14 protein-coding genes are annotated in these 25,696 nt (G+C 63.7%); 2 read left to right on the plus strand and 12 right to left on the minus strand.

Annotated elements, in window-relative coordinates; translation table 11 throughout:
• Positions 1 to 4: 4 nt before the first annotated feature.
• A complete protein-coding gene (locus tag JJJ17_RS18140; protein WP_200689011.1) occupies positions 5 to 1,063 on the minus strand; it encodes a quinone-dependent dihydroorotate dehydrogenase in 1,059 nt (352 codons plus the stop codon).
• Positions 1,060 to 1,395: a DUF952 domain-containing protein gene (locus JJJ17_RS18145; RefSeq protein WP_200689013.1), complete on the minus strand. Its 336-nt coding sequence runs from the start codon at positions 1,393 to 1,395 to the stop codon at positions 1,060 to 1,062. Before JJJ17_RS18145 ends, JJJ17_RS18140 begins: the two co-directional genes overlap by 4 nt.
• A 141-nt stretch (positions 1,396 to 1,536) precedes the next feature.
• Here JJJ17_RS18145 and JJJ17_RS18150 point away from each other — a divergent pair, with 141 nt between their 5' ends.
• Positions 1,537 to 3,141 (plus strand): bifunctional metallophosphatase/5'-nucleotidase, encoded by a 1,605-nt coding sequence (locus tag JJJ17_RS18150; RefSeq protein ID WP_200689014.1) that lies wholly within the window; start codon positions 1,537 to 1,539, stop codon positions 3,139 to 3,141.
• A 51-nt stretch (positions 3,142 to 3,192) separates the two neighbouring features.
• On the opposite strand, the gene JJJ17_RS18155 is transcribed toward JJJ17_RS18150, so the two are convergent.
• From JJJ17_RS18155 to JJJ17_RS18165, 3 genes are all read right to left on the minus strand, one after another.
• On the minus strand, positions 3,193 to 3,669 hold the full coding sequence (locus JJJ17_RS18155) for a GNAT family N-acetyltransferase (RefSeq protein ID WP_200689015.1): 477 nt from the start codon (positions 3,667 to 3,669) through the stop codon (positions 3,193 to 3,195).
• Positions 3,670 to 3,711: 42 nt separating this feature from the next.
• Entirely contained in the window at positions 3,712 to 4,872 is a 1,161-nt protein-coding gene (locus JJJ17_RS20420; RefSeq protein WP_234464186.1) for a Hint domain-containing protein, read from the minus strand.
• 170 nt (positions 4,873 to 5,042) lie between these two features.
• On the minus strand, positions 5,043 to 6,026 hold the full coding sequence (locus JJJ17_RS18165) for a GlxA family transcriptional regulator (RefSeq protein ID WP_200689016.1): 984 nt from the start codon (positions 6,024 to 6,026) through the stop codon (positions 5,043 to 5,045).
• 190 nt (positions 6,027 to 6,216) lie between these two features.
• Between JJJ17_RS18165 and JJJ17_RS18170 the strand changes: the two genes are divergently transcribed.
• Complete coding sequence (locus tag JJJ17_RS18170) at positions 6,217 to 7,623, plus strand: class II 3-deoxy-7-phosphoheptulonate synthase (protein ID WP_200689017.1); 1,407 nt, start codon at positions 6,217 to 6,219, stop codon at positions 7,621 to 7,623.
• 298 nt (positions 7,624 to 7,921) lie between these two features.
• Here JJJ17_RS18170 and JJJ17_RS18175 read toward each other — a convergent pair whose 3' ends face one another.
• The 7 genes from JJJ17_RS18175 to JJJ17_RS18205 form a co-directional block, all read right to left on the minus strand.
• A complete protein-coding gene (locus JJJ17_RS18175) occupies positions 7,922 to 9,979 on the minus strand; it encodes a TonB-dependent receptor (RefSeq protein ID WP_200689018.1) in 2,058 nt (685 codons plus the stop codon).
• Positions 9,980 to 10,136: 157 nt separating this feature from the next.
• Positions 10,137 to 10,790: a pyridoxine/pyridoxamine 5'-phosphate oxidase gene (locus JJJ17_RS18180; RefSeq protein ID WP_200689019.1), complete on the minus strand. Its 654-nt coding sequence runs from the start codon at positions 10,788 to 10,790 to the stop codon at positions 10,137 to 10,139.
• An 11-nt stretch (positions 10,791 to 10,801) separates the two neighbouring features.
• Complete coding sequence (locus tag JJJ17_RS18185) at positions 10,802 to 11,578, minus strand: thioesterase II family protein (protein ID WP_200689020.1); 777 nt, start codon at positions 11,576 to 11,578, stop codon at positions 10,802 to 10,804.
• On the minus strand, positions 11,575 to 12,693 hold the full coding sequence (locus JJJ17_RS18190) for a Gfo/Idh/MocA family oxidoreductase (protein WP_200689022.1): 1,119 nt from the start codon (positions 12,691 to 12,693) through the stop codon (positions 11,575 to 11,577). The genes JJJ17_RS18185 and JJJ17_RS18190 overlap by 4 nt, the downstream gene beginning before the upstream one ends.
• Positions 12,693 to 13,784, minus strand: coding sequence for a saccharopine dehydrogenase NADP-binding domain-containing protein (locus JJJ17_RS18195; protein WP_200689024.1), 1,092 nt, complete (start codon positions 13,782 to 13,784; stop codon positions 12,693 to 12,695). The genes JJJ17_RS18190 and JJJ17_RS18195 overlap by 1 nt, the downstream gene beginning before the upstream one ends.
• Complete coding sequence (locus tag JJJ17_RS18200; RefSeq protein ID WP_200689026.1) at positions 13,781 to 19,144, minus strand: non-ribosomal peptide synthetase; 5,364 nt, start codon at positions 19,142 to 19,144, stop codon at positions 13,781 to 13,783. Before JJJ17_RS18200 ends, JJJ17_RS18195 begins: the two co-directional genes overlap by 4 nt.
• Positions 19,141 to 25,692, minus strand: a complete 6,552-nt coding sequence (locus JJJ17_RS18205; protein ID WP_200689027.1) for a non-ribosomal peptide synthetase — start codon at positions 25,690 to 25,692, stop codon at positions 19,141 to 19,143. Before JJJ17_RS18205 ends, JJJ17_RS18200 begins: the two co-directional genes overlap by 4 nt.
• Positions 25,693 to 25,696 lie beyond the last annotated feature (4 nt).

The following is a 25,696-nucleotide window of genomic DNA, read 5'->3' on the forward strand; positions in this document are numbered from 1 at the left end:
GCGGTTAGCGCCAATCACCGTTGCCGCTGCCGGTCAGCTCTTGCAGCGTGATCCCTTCGCGTTCCAGCCGCGCATTGATCTGCTGTGCGATTCTGGGGGCGAGCGAAAAGCCTTGATAGATCAGGGCCGAGTAGATTTGGACCGCGCTGGCTCCGGCGCGCAGTTTCGCCCATGCATCCTCGACCGAGCCAATTCCGCCGACACCGATCAGCGGGATTTTCCCCTGCGTCTCACGGTAAAGCTGGGCCAGCACGCGGGTCGAACGGTCAAAGACGGGTTTGCCTGACAGGCCGCCTGCCTCTTTCGCCTGCGGATCGCCGATACCGTCGCGGGACAGCGTCGTATTGGTGGCGATAATCGCGTCGATCCCGGCATTCAGGGCTACGGCGGCGATGTCGGAGATGTCTTTCGGGTCGAGATCGGGGGCGATCTTGACGAAGACCGGACGGCGTTCGGGCAGGCTGTCGCGCGCTTCCATCACGCCCTGCAGCAGAGCGGCGAGGGCTTCGGGGCCCTGAAGGTCGCGAAGTTTTTCGGTATTCGGCGAGGAGACATTGACGGTCAGAAAATCGGCCGAGGCGCCGGCGATGCGGACGACAGCGGCGAAATCGGCGGCGCGGTCGGTGCTGTCCTTGTTCGCGCCGATATTGAGGCCGACGGGGATGCCATTCGGGCGGGCGGCAAGGCGGGTGGCGATGGTTTCGGCGCCTTCATTGTTGAAGCCGAAGCGGTTGATGATCGCCTGATCCGCTGTCAGTCGGAACAGGCGCGGTTTCGGATTGCCGGGTTGCGGGCGAGGGGTCGCCGCGCCCAGTTCGATGAAGCCAAAACCCGCGCGCATCAGCGGCGCGACTACCTTGGCGTTCTTGTCATATCCAGCCGCCAGTCCGACCGGATTGGGCATTCTAAGTCCGGCAATCTGCGTTTTCAGCCGGTCCGATGTCACCGGCGCACCGGGCAGCGGCACGAGGCCAAGTGACAGTGCGCGGATCGACAGATCGTGTGCCCGCTCGGGGTCGAGGCGGTGCAGGGCGCTGAGGCCAAGGCGTTCGATCAGCTTCATTCCAGCGATCCTGCATCGTGGTGGCCATCGACATGCGGAATCGGCCGGTTCCAAATGACATCGGCCATGCGCAGCGGGCGGTAGAGATGCGGGAACAGCACACCGCCGCGCGCCTCTTCCCATTTCAGATCCTGCTGCATCGTTGCGGGATCGCAGGCGAGAAGATGCAACGCTCCCTCGCCCGCGAAATGCTTGGCGAGAGTTCCCGTGACCTGATCGGCGGTCGAGAAATGGATATAGCCGTCAGCCAGATCGACTGGCGCGCCATCGGTCTGGCCGTCGCGCTGCAATGCGTCCCATTCGGCGGGGCGAAGTATCTTGTAGATCAGCATATGGGCATCCGTCGTAATCGCGCGTTTCGGGTTTGCGACGGTCTTACCCGGCTGGTCGTTTTACGCAACCTTCGTTTGACCCTCTGGGAAGGCTGCGCCAATCTGGTCCGACAAACCCAACGGGACAAGAGGGGAATCAGAATGACCTACCGCCTTTTGACGGCTGTTTCGGTTGCTGCGCTGTTCGCAGGCACCGCACAGGCCGAGACGGTGCTGCATATCCTGCATACCAACGACCTGCACAGCCGGATCGAGTCGATCAACAAATCCGACAGCACTTGCGGCGAGGAAGACCTTGCGGCGGGCGAATGCTTTGGCGGCGTGGCCCGGGTGGCGGCGAAGGTGAAGGAACTGCGCGATCAGATCACCGCAGACGGTGGCAATGTGCTGGTTCTGGATGCGGGTGATCAATATCAGGGCAGTCTGTTCTACACGACCTACAAGGGCGAGGACGTGATCGAGTTCATGACTGCGATCGGTTATGACGCGATGGCGGTGGGCAACCACGAATTCGACGATGGTCCCGAGGGGCTGGCGCTGCTGGCGGACGGGGTCGAGTTTCCGGTGATCTCGGGCAATCTGGACCTGTCGCAGTCGAATGTGCTGAACGGCAAGGTCGGCGATCTGCTGACGCTGGATGTGAACGGCGAGAAGATCGGCATCATCTCGGCCCTTGCGATGGACACGCCTGAGACTTCGTCGCCCGGTCCGAACGTGATTTTTCAAGACGATATTGAAAGCCTGAAGGCCGATGTGCAGGAACTGACCGATCAGGGGGTGAACAAGATCATCGCGCTGACCCATGTCGGCTATCTGCGCGATCAGGAATATGCCGCGCAAATTTCGGGGATCGACGCGATCGTCGGCGGTCATTCGCATACGCTTCTGGGGAGCATGGAGGGTGCGCTTGGCGCCTATCCGACCATGGTGGCGAACCCGGACGGTGTCGAGGTTCCTGTCGCACAGGCCTATGCTTACTCGAAATATCTGGGCCACCTTATCCTGACATTCGATGATGACGGCAACCTGACCAAGGTCGAGGGTGAGCCGATCCTGCTGGACAGCTCGGTCCCCGAGGATGAGGCTATCGCGGCGCGGGTCAAGGAAATGGCCCAGCCGATCCTTGAATTGCGTGAGAAAGTCGTGGCCGAAAGCGCCTCGGATATCGATGGTGACCGCAACAATTGCCGGGCGCGGGAATGCACCATGGGTAATCTGGTGGCCGATGCGATGGTGGACCGCGTCAAGGATCAGGGCGTGACCATCGCGATTGCCAATGGCGGCGGGCTGCGCGCGTCAATCGATACCGGGCCGGTGACGATGGGCGAGGTCTATACCGTTCTGCCGTTCCAGAACACGCTGGCCACGTTCCAGCTTAAAGGCGCGGATGTGGTGACGGCGCTGGAGAACGGGGCCAGCCAGTATGAGGAAGTCGCCGGTCGTTTCTCGCAGGTGTCGGGGCTGAAATACACTGTCACGCCAAGCGCTGAATCCGGTGCCCGGATCAGCGATGTGCTGGTCGAGAAGGACGGTGAGTGGGTGCCCATCGACCCGGAAGAAACCTATGGTCTGGTGTCGAACAACTACATGCGCGGCGGCGGTGACGGCTATGAGATTTTCGCCACCAATGCTGAAAATCCCTATGATTTCGGCCCCGATCTGGCCGAAGTCGTGGCGGATTATCTGGGCGCCAAGGATGCCCCGTATGAGCCGTATCTGGACGGTCGCATCACCGTCGCCGAGTGATCTACGGACCCTATGAAACAGAAACCCCGGCTTCGGCCGGGGTTTTTCATTTCAGTAAAGGTCGCGGCCCAGATAGATCACGCCCGGTAGCGGGTTTTCATAATAGGCTGGGACTTGCTGAAATCCAAAGCGTTCATACAGCCGGACCGCCTCGGTCAGCCGCGCCAATGTGTCAAGAACCATGCGCCGATAACCCGCCTCGCGCGCGCTTTGCAGGATCGCATCGGCAAGCGCGCGGCCCAGTCCCAGACCCCGCGCCTCGTCGCGCAGATACATCCGCTTCATCTCGCAGGTCACACCGTCAAGCGGGCGCAACGCAACACAGCCAAGCGCGCTGCCATCGGTTGACAGAGCCAGCAGCACCACGCCTTCCGGCGCAGCATATTTTCCCGGCAGGGTTGCCAGCTCGGTTTCCAGATCCTGAAAATCCAGTGGCACGTTCAGCCAGTCGGTATAGTCGCGAAAGAGCTTGCGAACGGTCTCGGCATCTTCGGGAAACCGGGCAGGGCGGATGAGGATATCGGTCATGCCGCAAGAGTTACGGTTGCGGCGCGGGCGGTGCAAGCCCGGTCAGAGCGTCTCGACCAATTGTCGCCGCGACAGGTTTCGCAGATGGCGTTCCGACAAAGTCCGCGCCTCGGCCCCGGTCAGGAAACGGCGCACGCCGGTCGGACGATGATCAGGCCGGATCAGTTCCGGGAAAAGCGACTGGATCTCGCGCCGCGCTGCCGGGCCGACAGCCAGCATGGCCTGTGGTCCGGTGAAGAGGCTTTCCGTCAGGCAGCCGTTCGAGCGGACCAGTTCGTGCCGGTCAAACAGCAGGTGCAGATAGGTCACGCCTTCGGCGGGATTGATCGCCTCGATCCCCGGCAGACCGACCAGATGCTTGGCCGCCAGCATCACCTCATTCTCATCAAAAAGCCGCCTGCCGATGCGAGAGCGGACCAGAACCCGGTGCTGCGGTGAGACCGTCAGATCCCGCGCAGGCAGCCCACAGCCAAGCGCACCGGCGCGGATCAGGATCGGGCGCAGGTTCGGCTGCAGATCCAGCCGCGCCGCATCAACATGGGTCTGACCAATCCAGCGGATTTCCTGCGCGCCATTGTCGGCCGTCAGGACCAGATCGCCCGCGCGCAAATCCTCGATCCGTCTGATGCCCTTCGGCGTCTCGATCAGGCTACCGCTGGCGAAACAGGGGACCGATGACGGCGCTGCAAGCGGGCGGTAGGGCATCGCGTCGTTCGAGACGCTGATCGAATAGGTGTCCTGAAACTTGTAGGAATGCGAAAGATCGAAGGTCGGGAAACTGCCATTTGGCAGCGGCTTCGGAATGACCAGCACCGAATGACGCGCGCCCAGTTCCGTGCCCAACTGACCCGAAACGATGGTGCGCGGGAAAATGACGATGAACTCGTTCCAGCTTCCATCCGGGTTTTGCGTCATGTCGCGCAGCACCGAGCCGGTGAAGTTGGTGATCCCTGTTCCGGCGGGAACCGGGGTTCCGTTTGGTTCGAAGACGGCAGGGGCGGTCAGGGTCTGGCCGTTTTCCGAGGCGGTGTAGCGGCCGCTTTGAAAGCGGTCGTCGTCGTCGGTGATGGTGATCGTGGACAGGCTGGCATCGGGGAAAGTGATCGCGCCGGTCGTATTCGACCATGGCGCGATCGAGCGGTTGCCGCCCGTGCCTGTCGTGATCGTCTGGCTGACCATCAACAGCGTAAACTGATATTCCATCGCCTGTCCCTCCCGCCTGCTGGGCCTGTCCGGTCTGCGCCGAACTTGACAGGAGCGATCTTGCCCTGTGCCTCATCGTTACGAGGCAAGGGTTAAGAAAGCGTAAACTTGCGTAAAGAAAGGCTTAGCGGAGGATTTTAGACGAAGGCAGACCGATCTGTTCAGATCGATCAGCGCCCGACCGAGGCTGACGCACCGGTGCCGCGTTCACGGTAAGGCGTGCCGCCATATTGCGCCCGGTAGCATTTCGAGAAATGCGACGGGCTGGAAAAGCCCGAGGCCAGCGCCACCTCGATGATCGACATCTCGGTCTGCATCAGCAGGTTGCGCGCGCGGGCCAGCCGGGTTTCCATGTAATAGCGCTTGGGGCTGCGGTTCAGATAGCGGCGGAACAGCCGCTCCAACTGCCGGGTGGACATGCCCGCATCCGAGGCAAGCTGGGCCGGGCTGATCGGCTCTTCCAGATTGGCCTCCATCCGGGCGATGACGGTGGCAAGGCGCGGATGGCGGACGCCGATCCGGGTCGGGATCGACAGACGCTGGCGGTCCTGATCGGTGCGGATCGCGGTGTGCAGCATCTGATCGGCGACTTCGGCGGCAATGGCGTCGCCATGTTCCTCGGCGATGAGATGCAGCATCAGATCGATGGACGAAGTGCCGCCCGCTGCCGTCAGCCGGTTGCCGTCATGCACGAAGACCGAACGATAGAGATCGACCTCGGGGAAAGCCTCGGCAAAGCCGTCATGGTTTTCCCAGTGGATCGTCGCCTTGCGTCCGTCCAGCAGGCCCGCCTCGGCCAGAACCCAGGAGCCGGTGCAGACAGCGCCCATCGAGGCGCCGCTGCGGGCCAGCCTGCGTAGCCAGTTCAGCGTGCTTTTGCCGGTCTCTTTGGCAATGTCGGTGCCGCCGCAGACCACGACGATCTCGCCATGTTCAACCGGCGATTCACTGTCCAGCCCCGCATCCAGAACCACCCGCGTTCCGTTCGAGCAGACGGCATATTCCCCGCCCGGCGCGACCAGCCGCCATGTGTAAAGCTCTTTCCCGGTCACGCGATTTGCAAGGCGCAGAGGCTCGATCGCTGCCGTAAAGGACAGCATCGTGAAACGGTTCAGAAGAAGGAATGTGAAGCGGCGTGGCTTGTCTGATGGCATCGGGCTGTCTTGCAAGTGTATTTACCTACATCAACAGGGAATTAACGGCGTTGCAAGAGCATCTGACAGTTCTGCAACAGCATGTGATGCTTGCGCTCGCAGCCCGGCTTGCACCTATCCCCGATCCGGGCCTTTCCCTTGGTCATGTTAGCGACTATATCCTCTTCAGTTTTTCCAAGGAGCGAAAGCCATGACGCAGCAGATCCGCAAGACCGCCACCCAAACCTGGGACAAGGCCGGCTGGCGTGCCTATCCGCGCGTCCAGATGCCCGACTATACCGACGCGGCAGCACTGGAGGCGGTCGAGGCACAGCTTCGCCGTTATCCCCCGCTGGTTTTTGCAGGTGAGGCGCGGCGGCTGCGGACCCAGCTTGCAGAAGTGGCGGCAGGACGTGCGTTCCTGTTGCAGGGCGGCGATTGTGCCGAAAGTTTCGCCGAATTCAGCGCCGACAATATCCGCGACACCTTCAAGGTGATCCTGCAGATGGCGGTCGTCCTGACCTGGGGCGCGCAATTGCCGGTGGTCAAGGTCGGCCGGATGGCGGGCCAGTTCGCCAAACCGCGCAGCGCGCCGACCGAAGTGGTCGAGGGCGTGGAACTGCCCAGCTACCGCGGCGATATCGTCAACGGCTTCGACTTTACCGCCGAGGCACGCATCCCCGATCCGCAACGGATGCTGGCGGCCTATACGCAGGCGGCTGCCTCGCTGAACCTGTTGCGGGCTTTCTCGACCGGCGGTTTTGCCGATATGCATCGCGTGCAGAATTGGATCGCTGATTTCGTCGGCGGGCCGGAGGCGTCGAAATACCGCGACATCGCCGACCGCATTCGCGATGCAATGGCCTTCATGCAGGCGGCAGGGGTCAATTCCGACACCGCGCATCAATTGTCGAAGGTCGATTTCTACACCAGCCACGAGGCGCTGCTTCTGGAATATGAAGAGGCGCTGGCCCGTGTGGATTCGACCAGCGGCCTGCCGGTGGCTGGTTCGGGCCACATGATCTGGATCGGCGACCGCACCCGTCAGCCTGACGGCGCGCATGTCGAATTCGCTCGTGGCGTTCAGAACCCGATCGGCCTGAAAACCGGGCCTTCCACCACGGCGGAAGACCTGAAGGTGCTGATGGCCAAGCTGAACCCGGAAAACGAGGCGGGCCGCCTGACCCTGATCGCGCGCTTCGGCGCGGGCAAGGTCGGCGATCACCTGCCGCGTCTGATCAAGGCGGTTCAGGAAGAGGGCGCGAATGTCGTCTGGACCTGCGACCCGATGCACGGCAACACGATCAAATCGGCGACCGGCTACAAGACCCGGCCCTTCGATTCAGTCCTGCGCGAAGTCCGCGAGTTCTTCGAGATCCACAAGGCCGAGGGCACCATCCCCGGCGGCGTGCATTTCGAGATGACCGGTCAGGACGTGACCGAATGCACCGGCGGCGTCCGCGCGGTCACCGACGAGGATCTGTCGGACCGCTACCACACCGCCTGCGACCCGCGCCTGAACGCCAGCCAGTCGCTGGAACTGGCGTTTCTGGTCGCCGAAGAACTGCGCAACCGTCGCGAGACGAACGGGCATCAGCAGGACGCGAAAGCGGTCTGATTTCGCTGAAGATGAAGCAAAAGCGGCGCGGGGAAACCCGCGCCGTTTTTCGTTGTCTGGGAGTGAGCCGATTGCATCCTTGGCAAACCGGGAACCTCTTGGCCGAATTTCCTACCTATGCGCCAACGCGGGTATCAAGGCTGCTGCAGATGATGGGTTAGATGAGGTGCGGAGCGATTGACCTGGGCGTGACCACTCAGAAAGGGTGAGGAAGGGTATGCCTACTGGATAACTGCCGAGCAGTCTGCCAAAGGCAGACTGCATTTGATCGACAGATCCGTCAGGTTCAACCGATCCGTCAGAACCGATACTTCACCCGCACTCCATAGTGCGCCGCCTCGCCAAGGCTGCCCATAGCCGCGCCTTCCGAACTGCTGAAGTCGTAAAGGTTCGCCACGTAGCGTTTGTCGAAGATGTTCTGTCCGAAGACAACCACTTCGTAATTGCCTTTGCGATAGCCAAGCTGGGCGTCGACGACATGGGCCGAACCCTGATGCAACGTGTTGGCGTCGTTCAATTGGTATTCGCCGGTCAGGCGGCCTTGAACGGCGGTGAAGAAGCCCGAAGCATGCGAGTATTCGACGCCGTAATTCACGGTATAGCGCGGGATGAACGGCACTTTCTTGTCATCCCAGTTGCCATAACCGTTCGAGAAGCTGTCGTATTCCGCATGGGTCACGCCGACCCCGCCGTACAGGCGCAGGCTGTCGTTCAACTCGTACTGCGCCTCAATCTCTGCGCCATAGCTGTTCACCCGTTCGGCGTTGTTCACGGCGAAGACGTTGGGGTTCAACTGGTTCAGCACCTGATAGTCGTCGTAGCGCGCATAGAAGACCGAACCGGAAAGCTGCAACCGATCCTGCAGATGGGCTGAGCGGAAGCCCAGTTCAAAATTGTCCGATGTCTCTGATTCAAATTCATACTCCGACGGATCGGTCACGAATTTATGCGCGTTGAAGCCACCCGCGCGGAAGCCCCGGCTGTATTTCGCAAATGCCGTCAGATCGTTGGTCGGACTCCAGGTGATCGACACCGAAGGCAGCAGCGCGTGGTAGCTGTCATCGCCCGAGGAAACGTAGGGCGCCGTCAGATCGTTCGAGGCGTCACGTTTCGAAATCTGGTAACGCAGGCCGCCCGCGATCTCGATAGTCGGGTCGATTGCATAACGAAGCTCTCCGAACACGGCCAGATCGCGCGAACTGGTATTGGCGTGGACCAGACTTTCGGTGCCGTCATGCAGGAAATAGCCCGGCACCACGTCCAAATCGGTATCCGCCGCGAACAGGCCCGCCGACCATTTCAGGCGGCTGGTGTCGTCGTTCGATTTCAGCCGGAATTCCTGCGTGAACGACCGCACCTCTTCATCGGTATAGCCGATGACGCGCGAGAACGGGTTGGACGGATCGAATTCACCGGCGCTCATATCGCCGTCGTTAAGGAATTCCCAGGTCGAGCGGCGGTAAGAGGTTACGGCCAGCATATCGAACCCGTCAAAGCTTTGCCTTGCGCGCAATGCGATCAGATCCTGACCGATATCTTCGTGGCCGGGGTCATTGTAGCTGACCTTGTGCGGATCGGTGCGAAGCTGCGACAGCGGGATGAACGGGTCGGTCTGATCGCTGAACCGCTCGTGCTGCAGGAACAGGTCAAGCTGCGTATCGGACGACGGGCGCCAGGTCAGCCGGGCCTTGCCCGCCAAGGCGCGCTTGTCGCCATAGCTGTCGCCGGTCGCGATGTTGTCATAAAAGCCGTCGCGGTCATGCCAGATGCCGTCGAAGGACAGATAGATATCATTGCCCAAGGGCGTCGAAATCCCGGCCTGCACTTCTTTCATGGCGTGGTTGCCCGCGCCGATGCCGATATAGCCGGTGGTCTCATCGGTCGGCTCTGTCGTGCGGATGTCGATGGCCCCGCCGGGGCGGCTGTCGCCGAATGCGGTGTTCTGCGGGCCTTTCAGCACGGTGATGCTGTCGACATTGGTAAAGACCGAGGCGCGGGCCAGCGTGGTCAGGGCAGGGACGTCATCAATGTAATAGGACAGCGCGGGGAAGACGCCCGGCGTCGATTGATAGCCCGGCTCACGAAGACCGCGCACGGTGAAGGTGGTCATCCTGTTGCCGCCCGCGTCAAAACCGGTGACGTTCGGAATCGCCTGCGACAGATCGCGTTGCGTGCGCTTGTTGGTCAGCGCGACCGTATCGCCCGACAGGGTGGTCTGGGTCGATGGAAACGCCAGAACCGGCCCCGACAGTGCATCGGCCTGATCGGCGGTCAGTGTGATCGTGTCCAGTTCGATCGGCTCGGCCTGATCCACAATCGGCTGCGCCGCAAGCGGAACCGCCGCGCTGGTGCACATCAGCAGGGCAATAAGTTTTGTTTTTGTAGGCTGAAAGGCGGATCTGCGCATGGGTGTACTTTCGGGTTTGGCGGTCTTGCGCATAAATGCCCGGACGCGATCGCACGGCAATTGGCAAGGATTAGGTATTCCTGACTATTTCTTTCAGGTTTTCGCTTCAGGGGGAAAGTCGCTGATTTCGCCACGCCGCCGAGGCGACATCGCGCCGATACTGAATCCGGTCCTGAAAGTCGCCGGGACGCTGCTGCCAGAACTCGATTTCAACCGGGATCAGACGATAGCCGATCCAGCCATCGGGGCGACCGGGTTCGTCCTCAAGCGGGTCGGGGACGCGATGCATCCAGCCGTCCAGCACGGTGCGGTCCGGCAGAACTTCGCTTTGCTTCGTCAGGCGCGCGACGTTGCGGATGCTGTTGGGTAGGGCCTGAAAGCCCGCATCGGCCTCGTCCGCGGACAGGGTGCGGACATGGCCGGTGACGCGGACCTGCCTGCCGATTTCCGGCCAGACGAAGCACAAACCAGCCTTTGGACTGGAGGCCAGATCGCGCGCCTTTGGGCTGAAGCCGTGGGTAAAGAAGACGAAGCCCTGATCCGCCGCTACCAGATCCATTGCACGAACCGAAGGCCAGCCGTTATCATCCACTGTTGCCAGCGTCACCAGCATCGGATCGAAAGGCGCGGTCGATATCCAGTCGGCGTGCCAGCTTTGAAAGGCGGCCATTGGATCATCGCCCAAGGCGGTGGCGTCCACGCCTTCGCGGCGCAGGCGGGCGCGCAGTTTGCTGGCAGAAATCGGAGATTGCTCGGTCATGGTCATCTTTCTTACGGGGTGCAGGGCCAGGCGGCTGCTGCAAGCCGCGCGGTCAGATCGCGGATGAACGCGCCGGGTTGGTCCATCAGGTAAAAGTGGCCGCCGGGATAGCTGTTCAGGCGGAAGGCGCCGGTGGTGACATCGGCCCAGCAGCGGGCTTCATCCTCGGACACCTCGGTATCGTCCTGCCCGATAAAGGCCGAAACAGGGCAGCGCAGGCGCGGGGCAGGATCAGCCGAATAGGTTTCGATCAATTGGAAATCGGCGCGGATGCGTGGCACCAGAAGATCGCGCAGCTCTGCATGGCTCAGCACCGCATCAGGGGTGCCGCCAAGGCGGGCGATTTCGTCCAGCACGCCTTGATCGTCGCGCTGATGGATGGTCTTGCCGCGCTGACGGTGCGGCGGCGGGCGGCCCGAGACCAACAGATGCTCGACCGAACGCCCGGCTGCTTCAAGGCGACGGGTGACCTCATGCGCGATGGCCGCGCCCATGCTGTGGCCAAAGACCGCCAGCGGCAGATCTGATAGCGGGCTGGCAGCACTGGCGATATCATCGGCCAACGCGCCAAGATCGCGGCTGAAAGGATCGCCTGCGCGATCTTCGCGGCCCGGATATTGCACGATCAGCAGCTCGATCGAGGCCGGGATCAGGTCGGCCCATCGCCGATAGAAGCTGGCCCCGGAACCGGCTGGCGGGCAGCAGATCAGCCTCAGGCGAGCCGAGGCGGTCTTGCGCGGATAGCGGAACCACTGTTCCTGCCGGGTCTGCATGGTAGCAACACTCATGCGTCCACCTTGGTCAACGGATGGTCAAGGATGCTGGTGGCGGGCAGGGGCGGGAGGGTGGTGCCGGTGCGCAGATTCGGGAAGCCGATGGCGCGGGTCAGGCTTTGCCATGTTTCGCAGACCGCAAGTTGATATTGGCCGCGCTGCATCGGGCTTGCGCCGGTTTCGATTGCCTCATGCAGTCCGCGCAACGCATGGGCCACGCCTTGCGGCCAGACCGAGCCCAGAATGTGCCGATGGCTGGCAGATGACAGATCGGCAGCCGTCAGCGCCGCCAGATCCAGATGGCTGTCGGGTGCTTCATCGATGGTCGCGGTTTTCCGGGCAGAGGCCGGCAGATGCAGGCGCGGTGTCCAGATCACCGGGCCATGCGTATCCACCAGCGTCAGGCAACCGCCATCGCCGCCGATGGTGATCCGGTGCAGCATATGGGAAAAGTTGTCCGGGTCGTCCGGGTCCAGTTCATTCTGAACCCGCAGCGTCATCGGAATACCCGCCAGCACGCCTTCGACATTGCGATAGGGCGGGGGTGAAGCTGAAAGCCGGGCAAGCTGATCGCTCCATTCCGGTGCGGCGGCAAAGGCCCATGGCCTCAGGCCGCCCAAAGCCTCGCCCAGAATATCGAATAGTGTGTATGCGACCTGAATCGAGCAAGCGGCATCGATGAAAACCGGGCGGCCATGCGCCACCATCCGCCGCGCTGCCGCAATGAAGGCGCGCACCGGCGTCAGCGTCACGTAATGGGTGTTCAGGTGATATTGGACCTTCGCGGCGGCGGCTGTGCGCAGACAGGCGGCAATCTCTGCCGGTAACAGCGGATGTTCCTGCAGGACGTGGATCCCGCGCCGCATCAGCGCCTGCGCTAGATCCGCACCCGGACCACCGCCCACGCCCGAGCCGATGACGACGCATGCGGCCTGAATATCGTCAGGCAGATCGTCCACCTTCTGATAGACCGGCACGCCGTAGCGTTCGGCGCAGGCCATTGTTCGGGCGCTGCCCTGTCCCAAAATCCCCGCCAGTTCGAACGGAAGGTCGGGATCAGTGAACGCTTTCAGATAGATGCGTCCGAATTTCGTGCCGCATACGATCGCGCGGCGCTTGGGGTGAGCCATCACAATGCTCCGTCTTCAAATTCATGTTCTGCACCGACGCCGTCGTCGATGATTTCAAGCGCCGCGACAGCGGGCGATCCGCGCAGCCGGGCGATCACGGCATCGGGGCGCAGGATTTCACCGGCGAAATGCAGCCCGGCGGGGATAGAGTCGGCGCAGATGTCCAATGCCGTGCAGGCGGCCAATGCGCCGCTGAGCCCGTAGCTGTCAGCGGCATTCAGCACCAGTTGGCGGGTGCCGTTCGCATGTTCCAGCCTGACGGTCATCCGCTGATAGGTCTTGCGCCCGGCCATATCCAACGCCGCCGCTGCGCAAAGGGCGTCAACCGCTGCGGTCGTGCCTGCACTGGACGCCAGTTCCTGAATCCGCGCGAAGGCATCGAACAGATGCTGTCCCGCGAAGACATTATACCAATCGCCCGATGTCAGGCGAAGATCGCGGGCAATGCGGATATTTTCCTGACTGAGATAGGGGATCGCCCAGACCCTGCCCGGAAAGAACGGGATTTCCTCGTTCTGACGAACGGTCAGCGCACGGGCGGCGACCTGTCCGCGCCATGCCGCAAGCGCCGCGCCATAGCCGTTGCCAAGGCTTGCAACATAATCCCCGGCAGCGGTGGCGGTGAAACGGTCAAGACCACCGGCAAAAGCCGTCAGCCGCAAAGGGCCTTCAACACCTTGGGCGACAAAGCGCGGCAGCAGCGCGGTCAGGCCGGGCATCATCCCGGCAGACAGCACCAGCCTGCGTCCTTGTGCGGGAACCGCCGCCAGCAGATCGTGGACAGGTTCATCCCCCGCCGCATCGACGTAATCCGCCCCTGCCGCAATGGCCGCACGGGCGATGCGGTCCATCACCGTCGCGGTCGGACCTGCCGTGTTCACCACCACGTCGCAATCGCCGCAGAAGGCGGCAAGCGAGGCCGGATCGGTCAGATCAAGATGGATGATCTCATCGCCCGGCGCCGCAACCTCATGCAGCGCCGGAACGCGCCTGCCACCCAATCGCAGGCGGACCTGCCCCCAAAGCCGCAGATGCTCCGCGACCGCGCGACCGACCGCACCGGATGCGCCGACAATGCCGATCCGCTTCATGCGCCAAGCCGCGAGATCAGTTTCTGCGCCACCCCCGCCGCATGTGGCGGCTTCAGGCACGAGAAGTGACTGCCACCGATCCGCTCGACCGAGACATCGCCAAGGCAAAGCCCCTGCCAGAAACCGACCGTATCGCCGTCAAGCCAGGGTAGGGACGGGGTGTCTTCTTCGGGCAGCAGCAGATGCAGATCGCCCGCGTAAAGTCCCGGCTGGAACGCCGCATAGGCAGCAAGGCTGTGCTGGAACAGCGACAGATGCGCGCGGGCATAGCCCAAGGCGTCGATGCCGGGGCGGTTCGCGGCCATCGCCTCGGCGATCCGTTCCAGCCGTTCTTCGGGCGCAGAATCCCGCAGGATGCGCAAAGCCTGCATCTCAGGCTCTTCGGCCAATGCCGCAAGCGTGCCTGCGGGGATCATGCCTGCGCGCACGGCAGCGTCTGCCAACGCCCGACGCAGCGCGGCATCGTCGGCGGGATAGCCTGCCTTGGCCGGGTCCACCCCGATAAAGCGGCAGAAGGCGTATTCCAGCGCAAGATCGTCCTGAACCTCGCAACCAGCGCCGCAACCGCCGATCACCGTCACCGCTGGCGGGGTCACTCCGCGTTCGGCCAACCGACTGGCGACCGCTACGGCCAGCAGACCGCCCATGCCGTAACCCGCCAATCGCGCGGGCGGCGCGTCGGCGATCAGTTCGGCATATTCGTCGGCGATGGTTTGCACCAGCATGGCCGGATCGCGCTCCAGATACAGCGCCACCTTGGTCACCGCCAAACCGGACAGCGGAACATGCGGCTTCATCGCGCTGATCAGATCCAGATAGGGCGCCATCGTGCCGCCCAGTTCATGCACAAGGAAGCAATCCGCGCCCTCGGTCACCTCGCCCAGCGGCGTGATGGGCGAAGCGGGGGCCGCATTTTCAGGCGCAGCCTCTTCGATCTCGCCTGCCTTGCGCAGGAAGAGGGCCAGTTCGGCAATGGTTGGATGGCGCAGAAGCTGCCGCATCGTCTGGGTGAATTGCAGGCTCTTGGTTTCCTCGAACTGTTCGTGCAACCGGCTTGAAAGCTGCGAAACCAGCAGGCTGTCGCCACCCATATTGAAGAAGTTGTCGTGCCGCCCGACGCGTGGGATGCCCAGAAGCGAACACCAAAGATCAGCCAGCCTCTGTTCCAGCGGGTCAAGCAGATCGGCGGGGCCACTATCCGCACCCACCTCTGCCCGGTTGAGCCAGCCGCGCATCGTCTTACGGTCGATCTTGCCATTCGGTGTCAACGGCAGGGCATCGACCACCTCGATCTGCTGGGGCAGCATATAGGCGGGCAGCCGATCCTGAAGCTGCTGGCGCAGACGGGTCGGGTCGATCTGGGCCAGTCCGGCCTTGAACCTGATGGTGAAAACGCGCTGCCCAATGGCATGCAGCGGATCGTCACGGCCGGGCAAGACGATGGCGTCTTCACCCGCCGCGTCCGACAGAAGCCGGGCCCAGACCTCTTCGCTTTGGAAGAAGCCCTCATCATCGGCCTGTTCGCCTTCGCCCACCAGAAATTCCAGCGACCCCATCGTCCAGGCGATTTCCTCGACCGTTTCGACCACGACCAGCCGCCCGCCGGGGCGCAGAACCTGTCCCAGCTCTTTCAGCAATGCGGGCAGATCGCGGCCATAGTGCAGCACATTGCAGGCGACGATCACGTCCTGACTGTTGGGCAGATAACCTTGCCCGCGCAGGTCGTGGTTGATGTCCAGAAGACCATATCGGACGAAGGGATAATCGCTGAATTGCTGTTCCGCACGGTTCAGGAAGAACCGCGAGATGTCGGTGAACTGGTAGTCGCAATCCAGATCCTTCAGTGCCGGGATCAATGCCGCACTGGTCCCGCCAACGCCTGCGCCGATTTCCAGAACCCGCAGCTTCTGGCCCGGACCCGCAGCGCCGCGCACCGCCGCAATCACCGCGCTGTTGATACGCTGTCCGACCAATGTGTCGGCATAGGCCGCCAAGGCAAAGCTGGTATCACCACCGGGAAAGAACACATCCGTTGGCGTCGCATCACCACGCAGCATCGCGCCTGCCTGCGCAAGCGAGCGTTCCAGATTTCGCTCGATCGTGTCGGGATAGCCCGCCGCGATCCGCGCGTCCCGGACCCGTTGCCAGACACCCGGGATATAGGTGCCGCCGGGACTGGAACACAGACCGTCCTCGGCGATCGTCAGCAAGCCCGCCTCGGCCAACAGATGCAGCCAGCGGCCCAGCAGGCGGCGATAGGTGGGGATGATCCCGATCCGCTGGCAGATGTCCTCCGCCGTGCCCCAAGCGCCTTTCGCGGGCAGACCGCCCGCGCGGCGCAAGGCGTCGTGGAAGCCGTAACGGGCGGCATCATTCAGCGCCTCGGTATAGGCCAAAGCCAACCGGCTTGCCTTGGGATCATGGGCCGGGATGCTGACCTGACAGGCGGCAGGCATCGCCCCAAGTTTTTCCGGTTGCACGAAGGCGGCAAGGCGGCGGTCCATCGGATCGTCGCCATCGACCAGTGCCGCCGCCGCAGCCACGCCGTCGCAATCCAGCAACGCCGCCTCGATCTCGGCCAGTTCGATCCGGTAGCCGCGAATCTTGACCTGCGAATCCTCGCGTCCCAGAAACTCGATCACGCCGCCCGGACGATAGCGGCCCATATCGCCGGTGCGATACAGTCGCTCGCCGGTCTCAGGATGGGTGATGAAGCGTTCATCGGTGCGCGCCTGATCGGCCATATAGCCGATGGCAAGCCCGGCGCCGCCGATGAAAAGCTCGCCCGTGACCCATTCTGGACAATCGCGCATCCGGTTGTCCAGAACGTGGAAACTCTGATTGGCAAGCGGCTTGCCATAGGGGACGCTGGTCCAATCGGCGGCAAGTTCGGTCATCGGATGGATGATCGACCAGATCGCCGCCTCGGTCGCGCCGCCAAGGCTGAAGAGTTCAAGTTGCGGCAGGCGCTTTTGCAAATGCGGCGGCAGGCTGAGCGGGATCCAGTCGCCGCTAAGCATGGCGCGGCGCAGCAGGGGCAGTTCCAGCGAGGGATCGGCATCCAGTACATGCAGCAGCATCTGCATCTGCGCAGGCACCGAATTCCACAGCGTCACCCGATGCTGCATCACCATATCGCACCAATGCGCCGGATCGTGGCGCAGCGCCGGATCGGGCAGGACCAAAGAGCCGCCCACGGCCAACGGGCCGAAAATATCATGGACCGACAGATCGAAGTTCAGGTTCGCCAGACCGAAGATCCGATCATCCGGCCCGAACTGCATCCGCCGATTGATGTCGGCGATGGTGTTCAGCGCGGCCTGATGCGAGACCATCACGCCCTTCGGCTCACCGGTCGAGCCGGAGGTATAGATCGTATAGGCCAGCGATGAAGGCACCGTCGCGCCGCTGTCCTGCGGTTCGGCTGGCTGGGTCGTGGCGGGATCGATCAGAGTGATCGTCGCGGGCCAATCACCGCCCGGCTGGCCCAGAACGATCTGCACATTGGCGTTCGACAGAATTCGGTCTCGGCGCAAGGCAGGTTGGCTCACGTCAAGCGGCAGATAGGCCGCCCCCGCCAGATGGATCCCCAGAACCGAGGCGACCTGATGCCAGCCTGTCGGCAGGGCAATCGCCACGCTATCGCCCGGTTGGCAACCGGCATCGCGCAGGGCCTGTGCGATGCCGCCAGCAGCGCGGGCCAGCGCGGTATAGCTGATGGGGCCCGTGGCATCGATGACCGCCACCCGATCCGCCATTCTTGCATCCGCCGCTTGCGCGAAGAACGCATCGTGCAGCCGACCTTCCGGCAAAGGCGCTTCGGTCGCGTTGACCACACGCCGTTGCGTGCCTTGTGCGGCGGGCAGCGGCACGGGATCGGTATGGACCCACAACTCCGCATTGCGGGCCAGATCTTTCAGGAAGGTGGACATTGCTGCGAACATATCGTCAGCCATGCCCTCGGGCAGAACGCCGTCACGGATGTCCCATTGCAGAACCAGAGTGTCTTCTCGTTCGATCGCCTGACAATCCAGCCAGACCTGTGGCGTCTGGCTTAGCCCGAAGACAGGCTCGCCCAATTCGATCCCGGATTCGTTCAGGCCGATGGTGCTGGTGAAGACCACCGGCGTCATCGCGGCGTCCTGCCCCCGGCGGCGGGACAGTTCGCGCATCACCTCGACCCCCGAGAACAGGCGGTGATCCATATCGGACCACAACTGCGCCTGCACAGCCTTCGCCTCATCGGCGAAGCCGCGACCGGGTTCGGTCTCGATTGCCAGCAGTCCGACAGTGGTGAAATCACCCACCAGTGCCTGCACGTCGGCATGCAGCGGCTGGCGGTTCAGCAGCGTCAGGTTCAGCAGAAAGCGGTCATTGCGCGACCAGCGGGCAACGACCGCCGAATAGGCCGCCAGCACCGCGACCGATGGCGTCAGGTTGTGGCGGGCGGCATTGCTGCGGAACCCGGACCAGTCCTTGCGGTCAAGGATGTCCTGCAGGCGGCGGAACCGGGCAGGGCCATCGGCCGCATGGGGCAGCACCGGCAAAGCAGGCGCTTCGGGCAGAAGGTCCAGCCGGTTCATCCAATAGTCGCGGTCACGCCGATACTGCCCGGATTCGCGCAGACCCCGTTCGGCCAGCACGTAATCGCGGAAAGACAGCTCGATCGGGTCGGCGGGCGCTGTGGGATCGCGGTATAGCCGCGCAAGCTCGCTCAGCAGAAGCTGGACGGACATATAGTCGGCGATCAGAAAATCGATGGCGAAATGGATCAGCGCGTGATCTGCGGTGCGGGTCACGGCCAGTTCGAACAGCGGCCAGCGATCCGGCGCAAAGCTTTGTTGCGCCATCCGCTCGCGCCGCGCCTCGACCGAAGCGGTCACCTGACCCGCGTCCGCATTTCGCAGATCGTGCAGTTCCACCGCGTAATGCGGCGCCTCTGGCGCGACCTGTTGAAAACCGTCAGCATGGATCGTGGCGCGCAGCATGTCGTGGCGAGCGATGATCCGGTTCCACGCGGCCTCAAGCCGTTCCGGCTCGATATCGTCCAGCCGCAATTCGGCATAGACCTGACAGCCGACGCCGCCATAGGCGAACAGATCCTGACGGCCCAGCAGATAGGCGGATTGCACATCCGTCAGCGGGAAGGGCTGGTTGCGATCCTGCGGCGCAGGGCGGATCGCGGCGGCCTCGGCCTGTCTGCGCAGATGGGCGATGACCTGATCGCGATTGGCCTTCACCGCGGCGCGGCGTTCGTCATTCATCACGCCGCGTGGCGCACGAAAGCGCAGTTCGCCTTCTTCCTCCCAGATCTGAACGCCAAGGGATTCCAGTTCGGTAACGAGCTCGGTCGCGGTCACAATGCGCCCTCCTCAATAAGGTCTTCGTGATGTTCGGCAAGTTTGGCGGCGACCACCCCGGCAAGCCCGGCAATGGTCGGTTCCGCGAAGATTTGGCGCAGCGAGATATCAACCCCAAGCCTGCTGCCGACACTGGCGACCATCTCGGTCGCCATAAGGCTGTCGCCGCCGAGGGCGAGGAACGAATCCTGTCGTCCGACTTTGTCGAGGTCGAGAATGTCCGCCCAGATTTGTGCGATGGCAGTTTCGACCTCGCCCTGCGGAGTGTCGTCGTCGCTGGTGGTGGTGTGCGCAGGCTCGATGGCACGGGCGGCAAGGGATTTGCGGTCGATCTTGCCATTGGCGGTCAGGGGCAGGGCGTCCAGCCGTTCGATGACCGGCGGCACCGCATGGGATGGCAGATGCGCCGCCAGATGTATGGTCAGATCGGCGGGATCTTCCGTAGCCACGATGAATGCGGCCAGCCGTTGGCGGCCACGTTCGCCCAAAGCCAGCGCCACAGCCTGGGTCACGGCAGGATGAGCTTCCAGAGCAGTCTCGATCTCACCCAATTCGATCCGGTGGCCGCGGACTTTCACCTGCATGTCCTGACGGCCCAGAAATTCCAGCGTCCCATCGGGCCAGTAGCGGCCCATATCGCCGGTGCGATACCAGCGCGCCCCGTCATGTTCGACGAAGCGATGCGCGCTGAGGGTCGGATCGCCGCGATAGCCGGTCGCCAAGCCCGCCCCGCCGATCCACAGCTCGCCCGCCACCCAATCGGGACAGTCGCGGCCACGGGCATCCGCGACGCGGTAGCTTTGGTTCGCCAAGGGCGTGCCATAGGGGATGGCGCGCCAGTGGTCGGGCACGGTGTCGACCTCGCAGAGGTTCGACCAGATCGCGGCCTCGGTGGCGCCGCCCATGGCGATGAAGCGGCAATCGGGGGCGCGGTCGCGCAGCCGTGCGGGCAGGTCCAGCGCGATCCAGTCGCCCGAGGCCATGGCCAGCCGCAGCGAGGGCAGCCCGCCCGGCACCGCCAGCAGCATCTCCAGCAAAGCCGGGGCCGAGTTCCAGATGCTGACCCGGTGGGCATCGATCAGGTCGTGCCAGCGGGTCGCCTCGCGCCGCTCAGCCTCGTCCAGCAGGACCAGCGCGCCGCCTGCGGCCAGCGTGCCGAAGATGTCCTGCACCGACAGATCGAAATCCAGCGCCGAGACGGCCAGCACCCGGTCATCCTCGGTTATGGCGAAGCGGGAATTGATGTCGGCCACGGTATTCAGTGCGGCGGCATGGCTGAGCTCGACCCCCTTCGGCTCGCCGGTCGAGCCCGAGGTGAAGATGACATAGGCGGGGGCGTCGGGGCTCAGACTGACCGGTGCAAGCAGGCCTGCGTGATCTGCGGCATCGGCGATGTCGATCAGCGCGGCGCCTTCGGCCAGCGCGGCATGAGCCGGAGTGGTCAGCACGTGGCGGATACCTGCGGCGGCGCGGATGCGGGCGGCGCGGGCGGCGGGCTGTTCCGGGCTGACCGGGACATAGACCGCGCCTGCGGCCAGCACGCCCAGCACAGCGGCGATCTGTTCCGGCCCGCGCGGCAGGGTGATGGCGACGGGATCGCCGGGGGCGACGCCCTGATCCTGCAACAGCGCGGCCACGGACAGCGCCTGCCGGGCCAGATCGCCGTAGCTTTGCGTGCCGCCATGTCCCAGCAGCGCCGGTCGCTCGGGCCGTTCCGCCGCCTGCCGGAAGAAGCCGTCGTGCAGCAGTCCATCGGGCCGGGGCGCCGTGGTCGCATTGACCTCTGCCCGCACCGCCGCCTGCGCATCAGGCAGCAGATCCGGCACCACCAGACGCCACCGTGCCGCATCGCCTGCAAGCCATGACAAAAGCCTGCCATAAGCCGCAAACATCGCGTCAATCACACCGGCAGGGAAAAGAGACTCAACAACGTCCCATGTGATCGATAGCCTGTCATCGCGCTCGACGATCTGGCAATCCAGCCAGACCTGAGGTGTTTGCGAAATCCCCCATTCCCGTTGCAGGACCGGATTTTCCGGCATCGGCGGCAGCGCGTCAGCCATGCCGATCACACTAGTGAAGATGATCGGCATATTCGCTGTCATCGCGCCGCTTTGCCGCGACATCTCGCGCATGACCCAGACGGCTGAAACGCTGCCATGCGCAATATTTTCGGCCGATCGCGCTTGCAGCTTGCCCGCCCGTGTCAGCCAGTCATCGCCCGCTTGCGTCCGATAGGGCAGCAGCATCAGCGAGGTGAAGTCGCCAAGGATATTGTTGATATCCGGGTGGACTTCCTGCCGGTCGAACAGGGTCAGGTTGATGGTGAAATCGGGATCGGCGCTCCACGCCGCCAGCACCTCAGCAAAGGCGGTCGCCAGCACCGACGACACTGTCAGCCCATGTTGCCGCGCAAGCGCCGTCAGGTTGCTGTAGGGATCAGCGGCCAGCACGGTTTCGCGGCGGGTAAACTGCGGCTTGCCGATGGTAGAGGGGTCGCGGGCCAGCGGCAGGCGCGGACCGGCGGGCATATCGCTGGCGCAATCGCGCCAATAGGCGCGGTCGGTCTCTAGCCGTTCGGGGTCGGGTTTCACCTGCGTCACATAATCGCGGAACGACACGCCGACCGGGAGCAGCGGGGCGTCCAGATCCGCGTAAAGCGTCTCGGCCTCGGTGAACAGGATCATGGTGCTGAGGGCGTCGATGATCAGGCTGTCAAGGCTGACGCCCAGCCGCGTGCGGTTGCCGTAACGGACTGCGCGGACATCGAACAGGGGCCAGTGCGTCGGGTCAATCACCTGATCGGACATGGCATCACGCAATCCGGCCAGCGCCTTGTTCGCTTCGTCGGCTGCGGTATGGGTCACGGGAATACTGAAGCGGGGCACCGTGGGCAGGATGCGTTGCTGTCCCGCATCGTCAAAGACCGCGCGCAGCATTTCGTGCCGGGCGATCAGGCGGTTCCAGACCTCTTCCAGACGCGGCAGATCCAGATCGGTGGCTTCGAATTCGGTGTAGAAATGGCAACTGACGCCGCCAAGATCGAAATCGTCACCGCGACCCATCAGATAGGCCTGCTGCACCTCGGTCGGCGGGAACGGCAGATGACGGTTCGCCGGATCGGGCTGGATGGCGAAATCGGGGCGGATCTCGCCGATGGTCAGGCCGTTCGCGAAGTCGCGCAGAACCGGGCGGGCGAACAGATCGCTGAGGCTGGCATTGTCGATCCCCGCCTGCCGCAACCGGGTGATCGCCCGCGTTGCCATGAGGCTGTCGCCACCGAGGGCGAGGAACGAATCCTGTCGTCCGACTTTGTCGAGGTCGAGAATGTCCGCCCAGATTTGCGCGATGGCGGCTTCGACTTCGCCTTGGGGAGTGTCGTCGTCGGCGCTGGTGGTGGTGTGCGCAGGTTCGGTGGCACGGGCGGCAAGGGATTTGCGGTCGATTTTGCCGTTGGCGGTCAGCGGCAGAGCGTCCAGCCGTTCGATGACCGGCGGCACCGCATGTGACGGCAGATGCGCCGCCAGATGTTGCGGCAGGTCCGGTAGATCATCGGCAGCCACGATGAAGGCGGCCAACCGTTGGCGGCCACGTTCGCCCAAGGCCAGCGCCACGGCCTGGGTGACGGCGGGATGAGCTTCCAGAGCGGTCTCGATCTCGCCCAGCTCGATCCGGTGGCCGCGGACTTTCACCTGCATGTCCTGACGGCCCAGAAATTCCAGCGTGCCATCGGGCCAGTAGCGGCCCATATCGCCGGTGCGATACCAGCGCCCCCCATCATGTTCGACGAAGCGATGCGCGCTGAGGGTCGGATCGCCGCGATAGCCGGTCGCCAAACCCGCCCCGCCGATCCAAAGCTCGCCCGCCACCCAATCGGGACAGTCGCGGCCACGTGCATCTGCGACGCGGTAGCTTTGGTTCGCCAAGGGCGTGCCATAGGGGATCGCGCGCCAGTGGTCGGGCACGTTGCCGACCTCGCAGAGGTTCGACCAGATCGCGGCCTCGGTGGCGCCGCCCATGGCGATGAAGCGGCAATCGGGGGCGCGCTCGCGCAGCCTTTGCGGCAGGTCCAGCGCAATCCAGTCGCCCGAGGCCATGGCCAGCCGCAGCGAGGGCAGCCCGCCCGGCACCGCCAGCAGCATCTCCAGCAGCGCCGGGGCCGAGTTCCAGATGCTGACCCGATGGGCATCGATCAGGTCGTGCCAGCGGGTCGCCTCGCGCCGTTCGGTTTCGTCCAGCAGGACCAGCGCGCCGCCAGCAGCCAGCGTGCCGAAGATGTCCTGCACCGACAGATCGAAATCCAGCGCCGAGACGGCCAGCACCCGGTCATCCTCGGTGATGGCGAAGCGGGCATTGATATCGGCCACGGTGTTCAGCGCAGCGGCGTGGCTGAGCTCGACGCCCTTCGGCTCTCCGGTCGAGCCCGAGGTGAAGATGACATAGGCGGGGGCGTCGGGGGTCAGACTGACCGGCGCAAGCAGGGCTGCGTGATCTGCGGCGCGGGTGATGTCGATCAGCGTGGCGCCTTCGGCCAGCGTGGCATGGGCCGGAGTAGTCAGCACGTGGCGGATGCCTGCGGCGGCGCGGATGCGGGTGGCGCGGGCGGCAGGCTGTTCCGGGCTGACCGGGACATAGACCGCGCCTGCGGCCAGCACGCCCAGCACGACGGCGATCTGTTCCGGCCCGCGCGGCAGGGTGATGGCGACGGGATCGCCGGGTACCACGCCCTGATCCTGCAACAGCGCGGCCACGGACAGCGCCTGCTGGGCCAGATCGCCATAGCTTTGCGGCCCGCCATGTCCCAGCAAGGCCGGACGGTCTGGCCGTTCCGCCGCCTGCCGGAAGAAGCCGTCATGCAGCAGACCATCGGGCCGGGGTGCCGTGGTCGCGTTGACCTCTGCCCGCACCGCCGCCTGAGTATCAGGCAACAGATCCGGCACCGCCAAACGCCACCGTGCCGCATCCCCTGCAAGCCACGACAAAAGCCTGCCATAAGCCGCAAACATCGCGTCAATCACACCGGCAGGGAAAAGAGACTCAACAACGTCCCAGCAAAGCAGCAATTCCCCGTCTTCTTCATAGACCTGATGGTCGAGCCAGACGCCGGGGGTTTGCGAGATCATGTGGTCCATCCGGCCAAGGGTCGCGCGGCAATCATCACCGACCAGAGGCGAGCCGAGATTGCAGGCAAAGACGACCGGGGCGATGCCGCCCATCATCTGACGGCGGGCGGCGATGTCGCGTTGAACCTGAACGGCGGAATACCCGGCATGGGCAATGTCGGCATGCAGTTGCGATTGCAGCTTGCTTGCGTGATCGACGAAGCTGTCGCCTTGGCTTTGATCGGCGCGCAGAAGCAGAAGATTGGTGAAGTCGGCGATGACGTCATCAAGGCCGGGCTGCGTGATCTCGCGGTCGAATAGCGGCAGGTTCAGCAGGATGTCGTCCTGCGCGCTCCACCGGGTCAGGACGGTTGCAAATGCATTTGCCAAAACGATGGCCGGGGTCAGTTGGTGGGTCGCGGCAAATCGGCGAAGCTGCGACCACGTTTCGGCGTCCAGGCGGTGCTGACGGCGGTTGAAGCGCGGCGCGCCGATCTGGTCGGGATGCACCGCCAGCGGCAGGGCCGGGCCTTCGGGCAGATCGGAAAGCCGCTGATGCCAGTAATCGCGATCCCGGTCGCGATCCGCCGCGCGGCGGTCGCGCTGTTGCTGAAGGTAGGTTGCAAAGCTCCAATCCACCGGCGGGGCGGGCAGGGGGTCGCCGCGATAGGCGGTCGCCAGATCGCGCAGCAGGATCGACAGGCTTTGCACATCGGCGACCAGCAAATCGATATCCAGATGAATGCGCGTCGCGCCACCCGGCAACAGGCTGAGTTCGATGCCCGCAACCTCTGCCTGCTCCACCCGCAGCCTGCGATGGTCCAGCCGGTTGCGGGTTGCGGTCAGCGCGGTCTGCACCGCCTCGGGCGAGGACGTGGCAAGGTCGTGAACCGGCAGGTCAAAGGACGCGGCGCGGGGGGTGATCCGTTGCTGGCCATTCTCATCGAAGGCGGCGCGCAGCATTGGATGATGGTCCAGCAGGGTCTGCCAAGCGCCCTGCAAGCGCGCGGGTTCGACATTCTGGCCGTCAAGTTCCAGATAGGCGTGACAGCCAACGCCGCCCAGCGGCTGATCATCGCGGCGGCCGATCCAATAGGCATATTGGACATCGCTTAGATCAAAAGGCTGATCGTCGCGCTGTGGCGGAACCGGCGTCGGGATCACGGGTTGCGAAGGCGCGGGGGGCGCGCTTTGCAGGCGCGCATCCCAGCTTTCGATGGTTGGATCGGCGATCAACTGTGAAAAGGTGACCTTGGCCCCTGCCTGCCGCCATGTTCCCGCCAGTCGCATGATGTGCAGCGATTCCAGACCGCATTCCAACAGGTTGTCACTGTCGCGCAGTTCGCGATCCATCGCCGGAATAAGACTGATGATCTGGTCGCGCATTTGTTGCCGGTCGGGCAGTGCATTCGGACGAGCGGCGGAGGAAGGGATCATTTTGTTCATCTGC

This window comes from Paracoccus caeni, assembly GCF_016629665.1.
Classification (GTDB): Bacteria; Pseudomonadota; Alphaproteobacteria; order Rhodobacterales; family Rhodobacteraceae; genus Paracoccus; species Paracoccus caeni.

What these genes read in the sequence shown, in the direction of transcription:
- JJJ17_RS18140 (WP_200689011.1), bottom strand. Translation starts at nt 1,063, where the DNA reads ATGAAGCTGATCGAACGCCTTGGCCTCAGCGCCCTGCACCGCCTCGAC.
- JJJ17_RS18145 (WP_200689013.1), bottom strand. Translation starts at nt 1,395, where the DNA reads ATGCTGATCTACAAGATACTTCGCCCCGCCGAATGGGACGCATTGCAG.
- JJJ17_RS18150 (WP_200689014.1), top strand. Translation starts at nt 1,537, where the DNA reads ATGACCTACCGCCTTTTGACGGCTGTTTCGGTTGCTGCGCTGTTCGCA.
- JJJ17_RS18155 (WP_200689015.1), bottom strand. Translation starts at nt 3,669, where the DNA reads ATGACCGATATCCTCATCCGCCCTGCCCGGTTTCCCGAAGATGCCGAG.
- JJJ17_RS20420 (WP_234464186.1), bottom strand. Translation starts at nt 4,872, where the DNA reads ATGGAATATCAGTTTACGCTGTTGATGGTCAGCCAGACGATCACGACA.
- JJJ17_RS18165 (WP_200689016.1), bottom strand. Translation starts at nt 6,026, where the DNA reads ATGCCATCAGACAAGCCACGCCGCTTCACATTCCTTCTTCTGAACCGT.
- JJJ17_RS18170 (WP_200689017.1), top strand. Translation starts at nt 6,217, where the DNA reads ATGACGCAGCAGATCCGCAAGACCGCCACCCAAACCTGGGACAAGGCC.
- JJJ17_RS18175 (WP_200689018.1), bottom strand. Translation starts at nt 9,979, where the DNA reads ATGTGCACCAGCGCGGCGGTTCCGCTTGCGGCGCAGCCGATTGTGGAT.
- JJJ17_RS18180 (WP_200689019.1), bottom strand. Translation starts at nt 10,790, where the DNA reads ATGACCGAGCAATCTCCGATTTCTGCCAGCAAACTGCGCGCCCGCCTG.
- JJJ17_RS18185 (WP_200689020.1), bottom strand. Translation starts at nt 11,578, where the DNA reads ATGAGTGTTGCTACCATGCAGACCCGGCAGGAACAGTGGTTCCGCTAT.
- JJJ17_RS18190 (WP_200689022.1), bottom strand. Translation starts at nt 12,693, where the DNA reads ATGGCTCACCCCAAGCGCCGCGCGATCGTATGCGGCACGAAATTCGGA.
- JJJ17_RS18195 (WP_200689024.1), bottom strand. Translation starts at nt 13,784, where the DNA reads ATGAAGCGGATCGGCATTGTCGGCGCATCCGGTGCGGTCGGTCGCGCG.
- JJJ17_RS18205 (WP_200689027.1), bottom strand. Translation starts at nt 25,692, where the DNA reads ATGAACAAAATGATCCCTTCCTCCGCCGCTCGTCCGAATGCACTGCCC.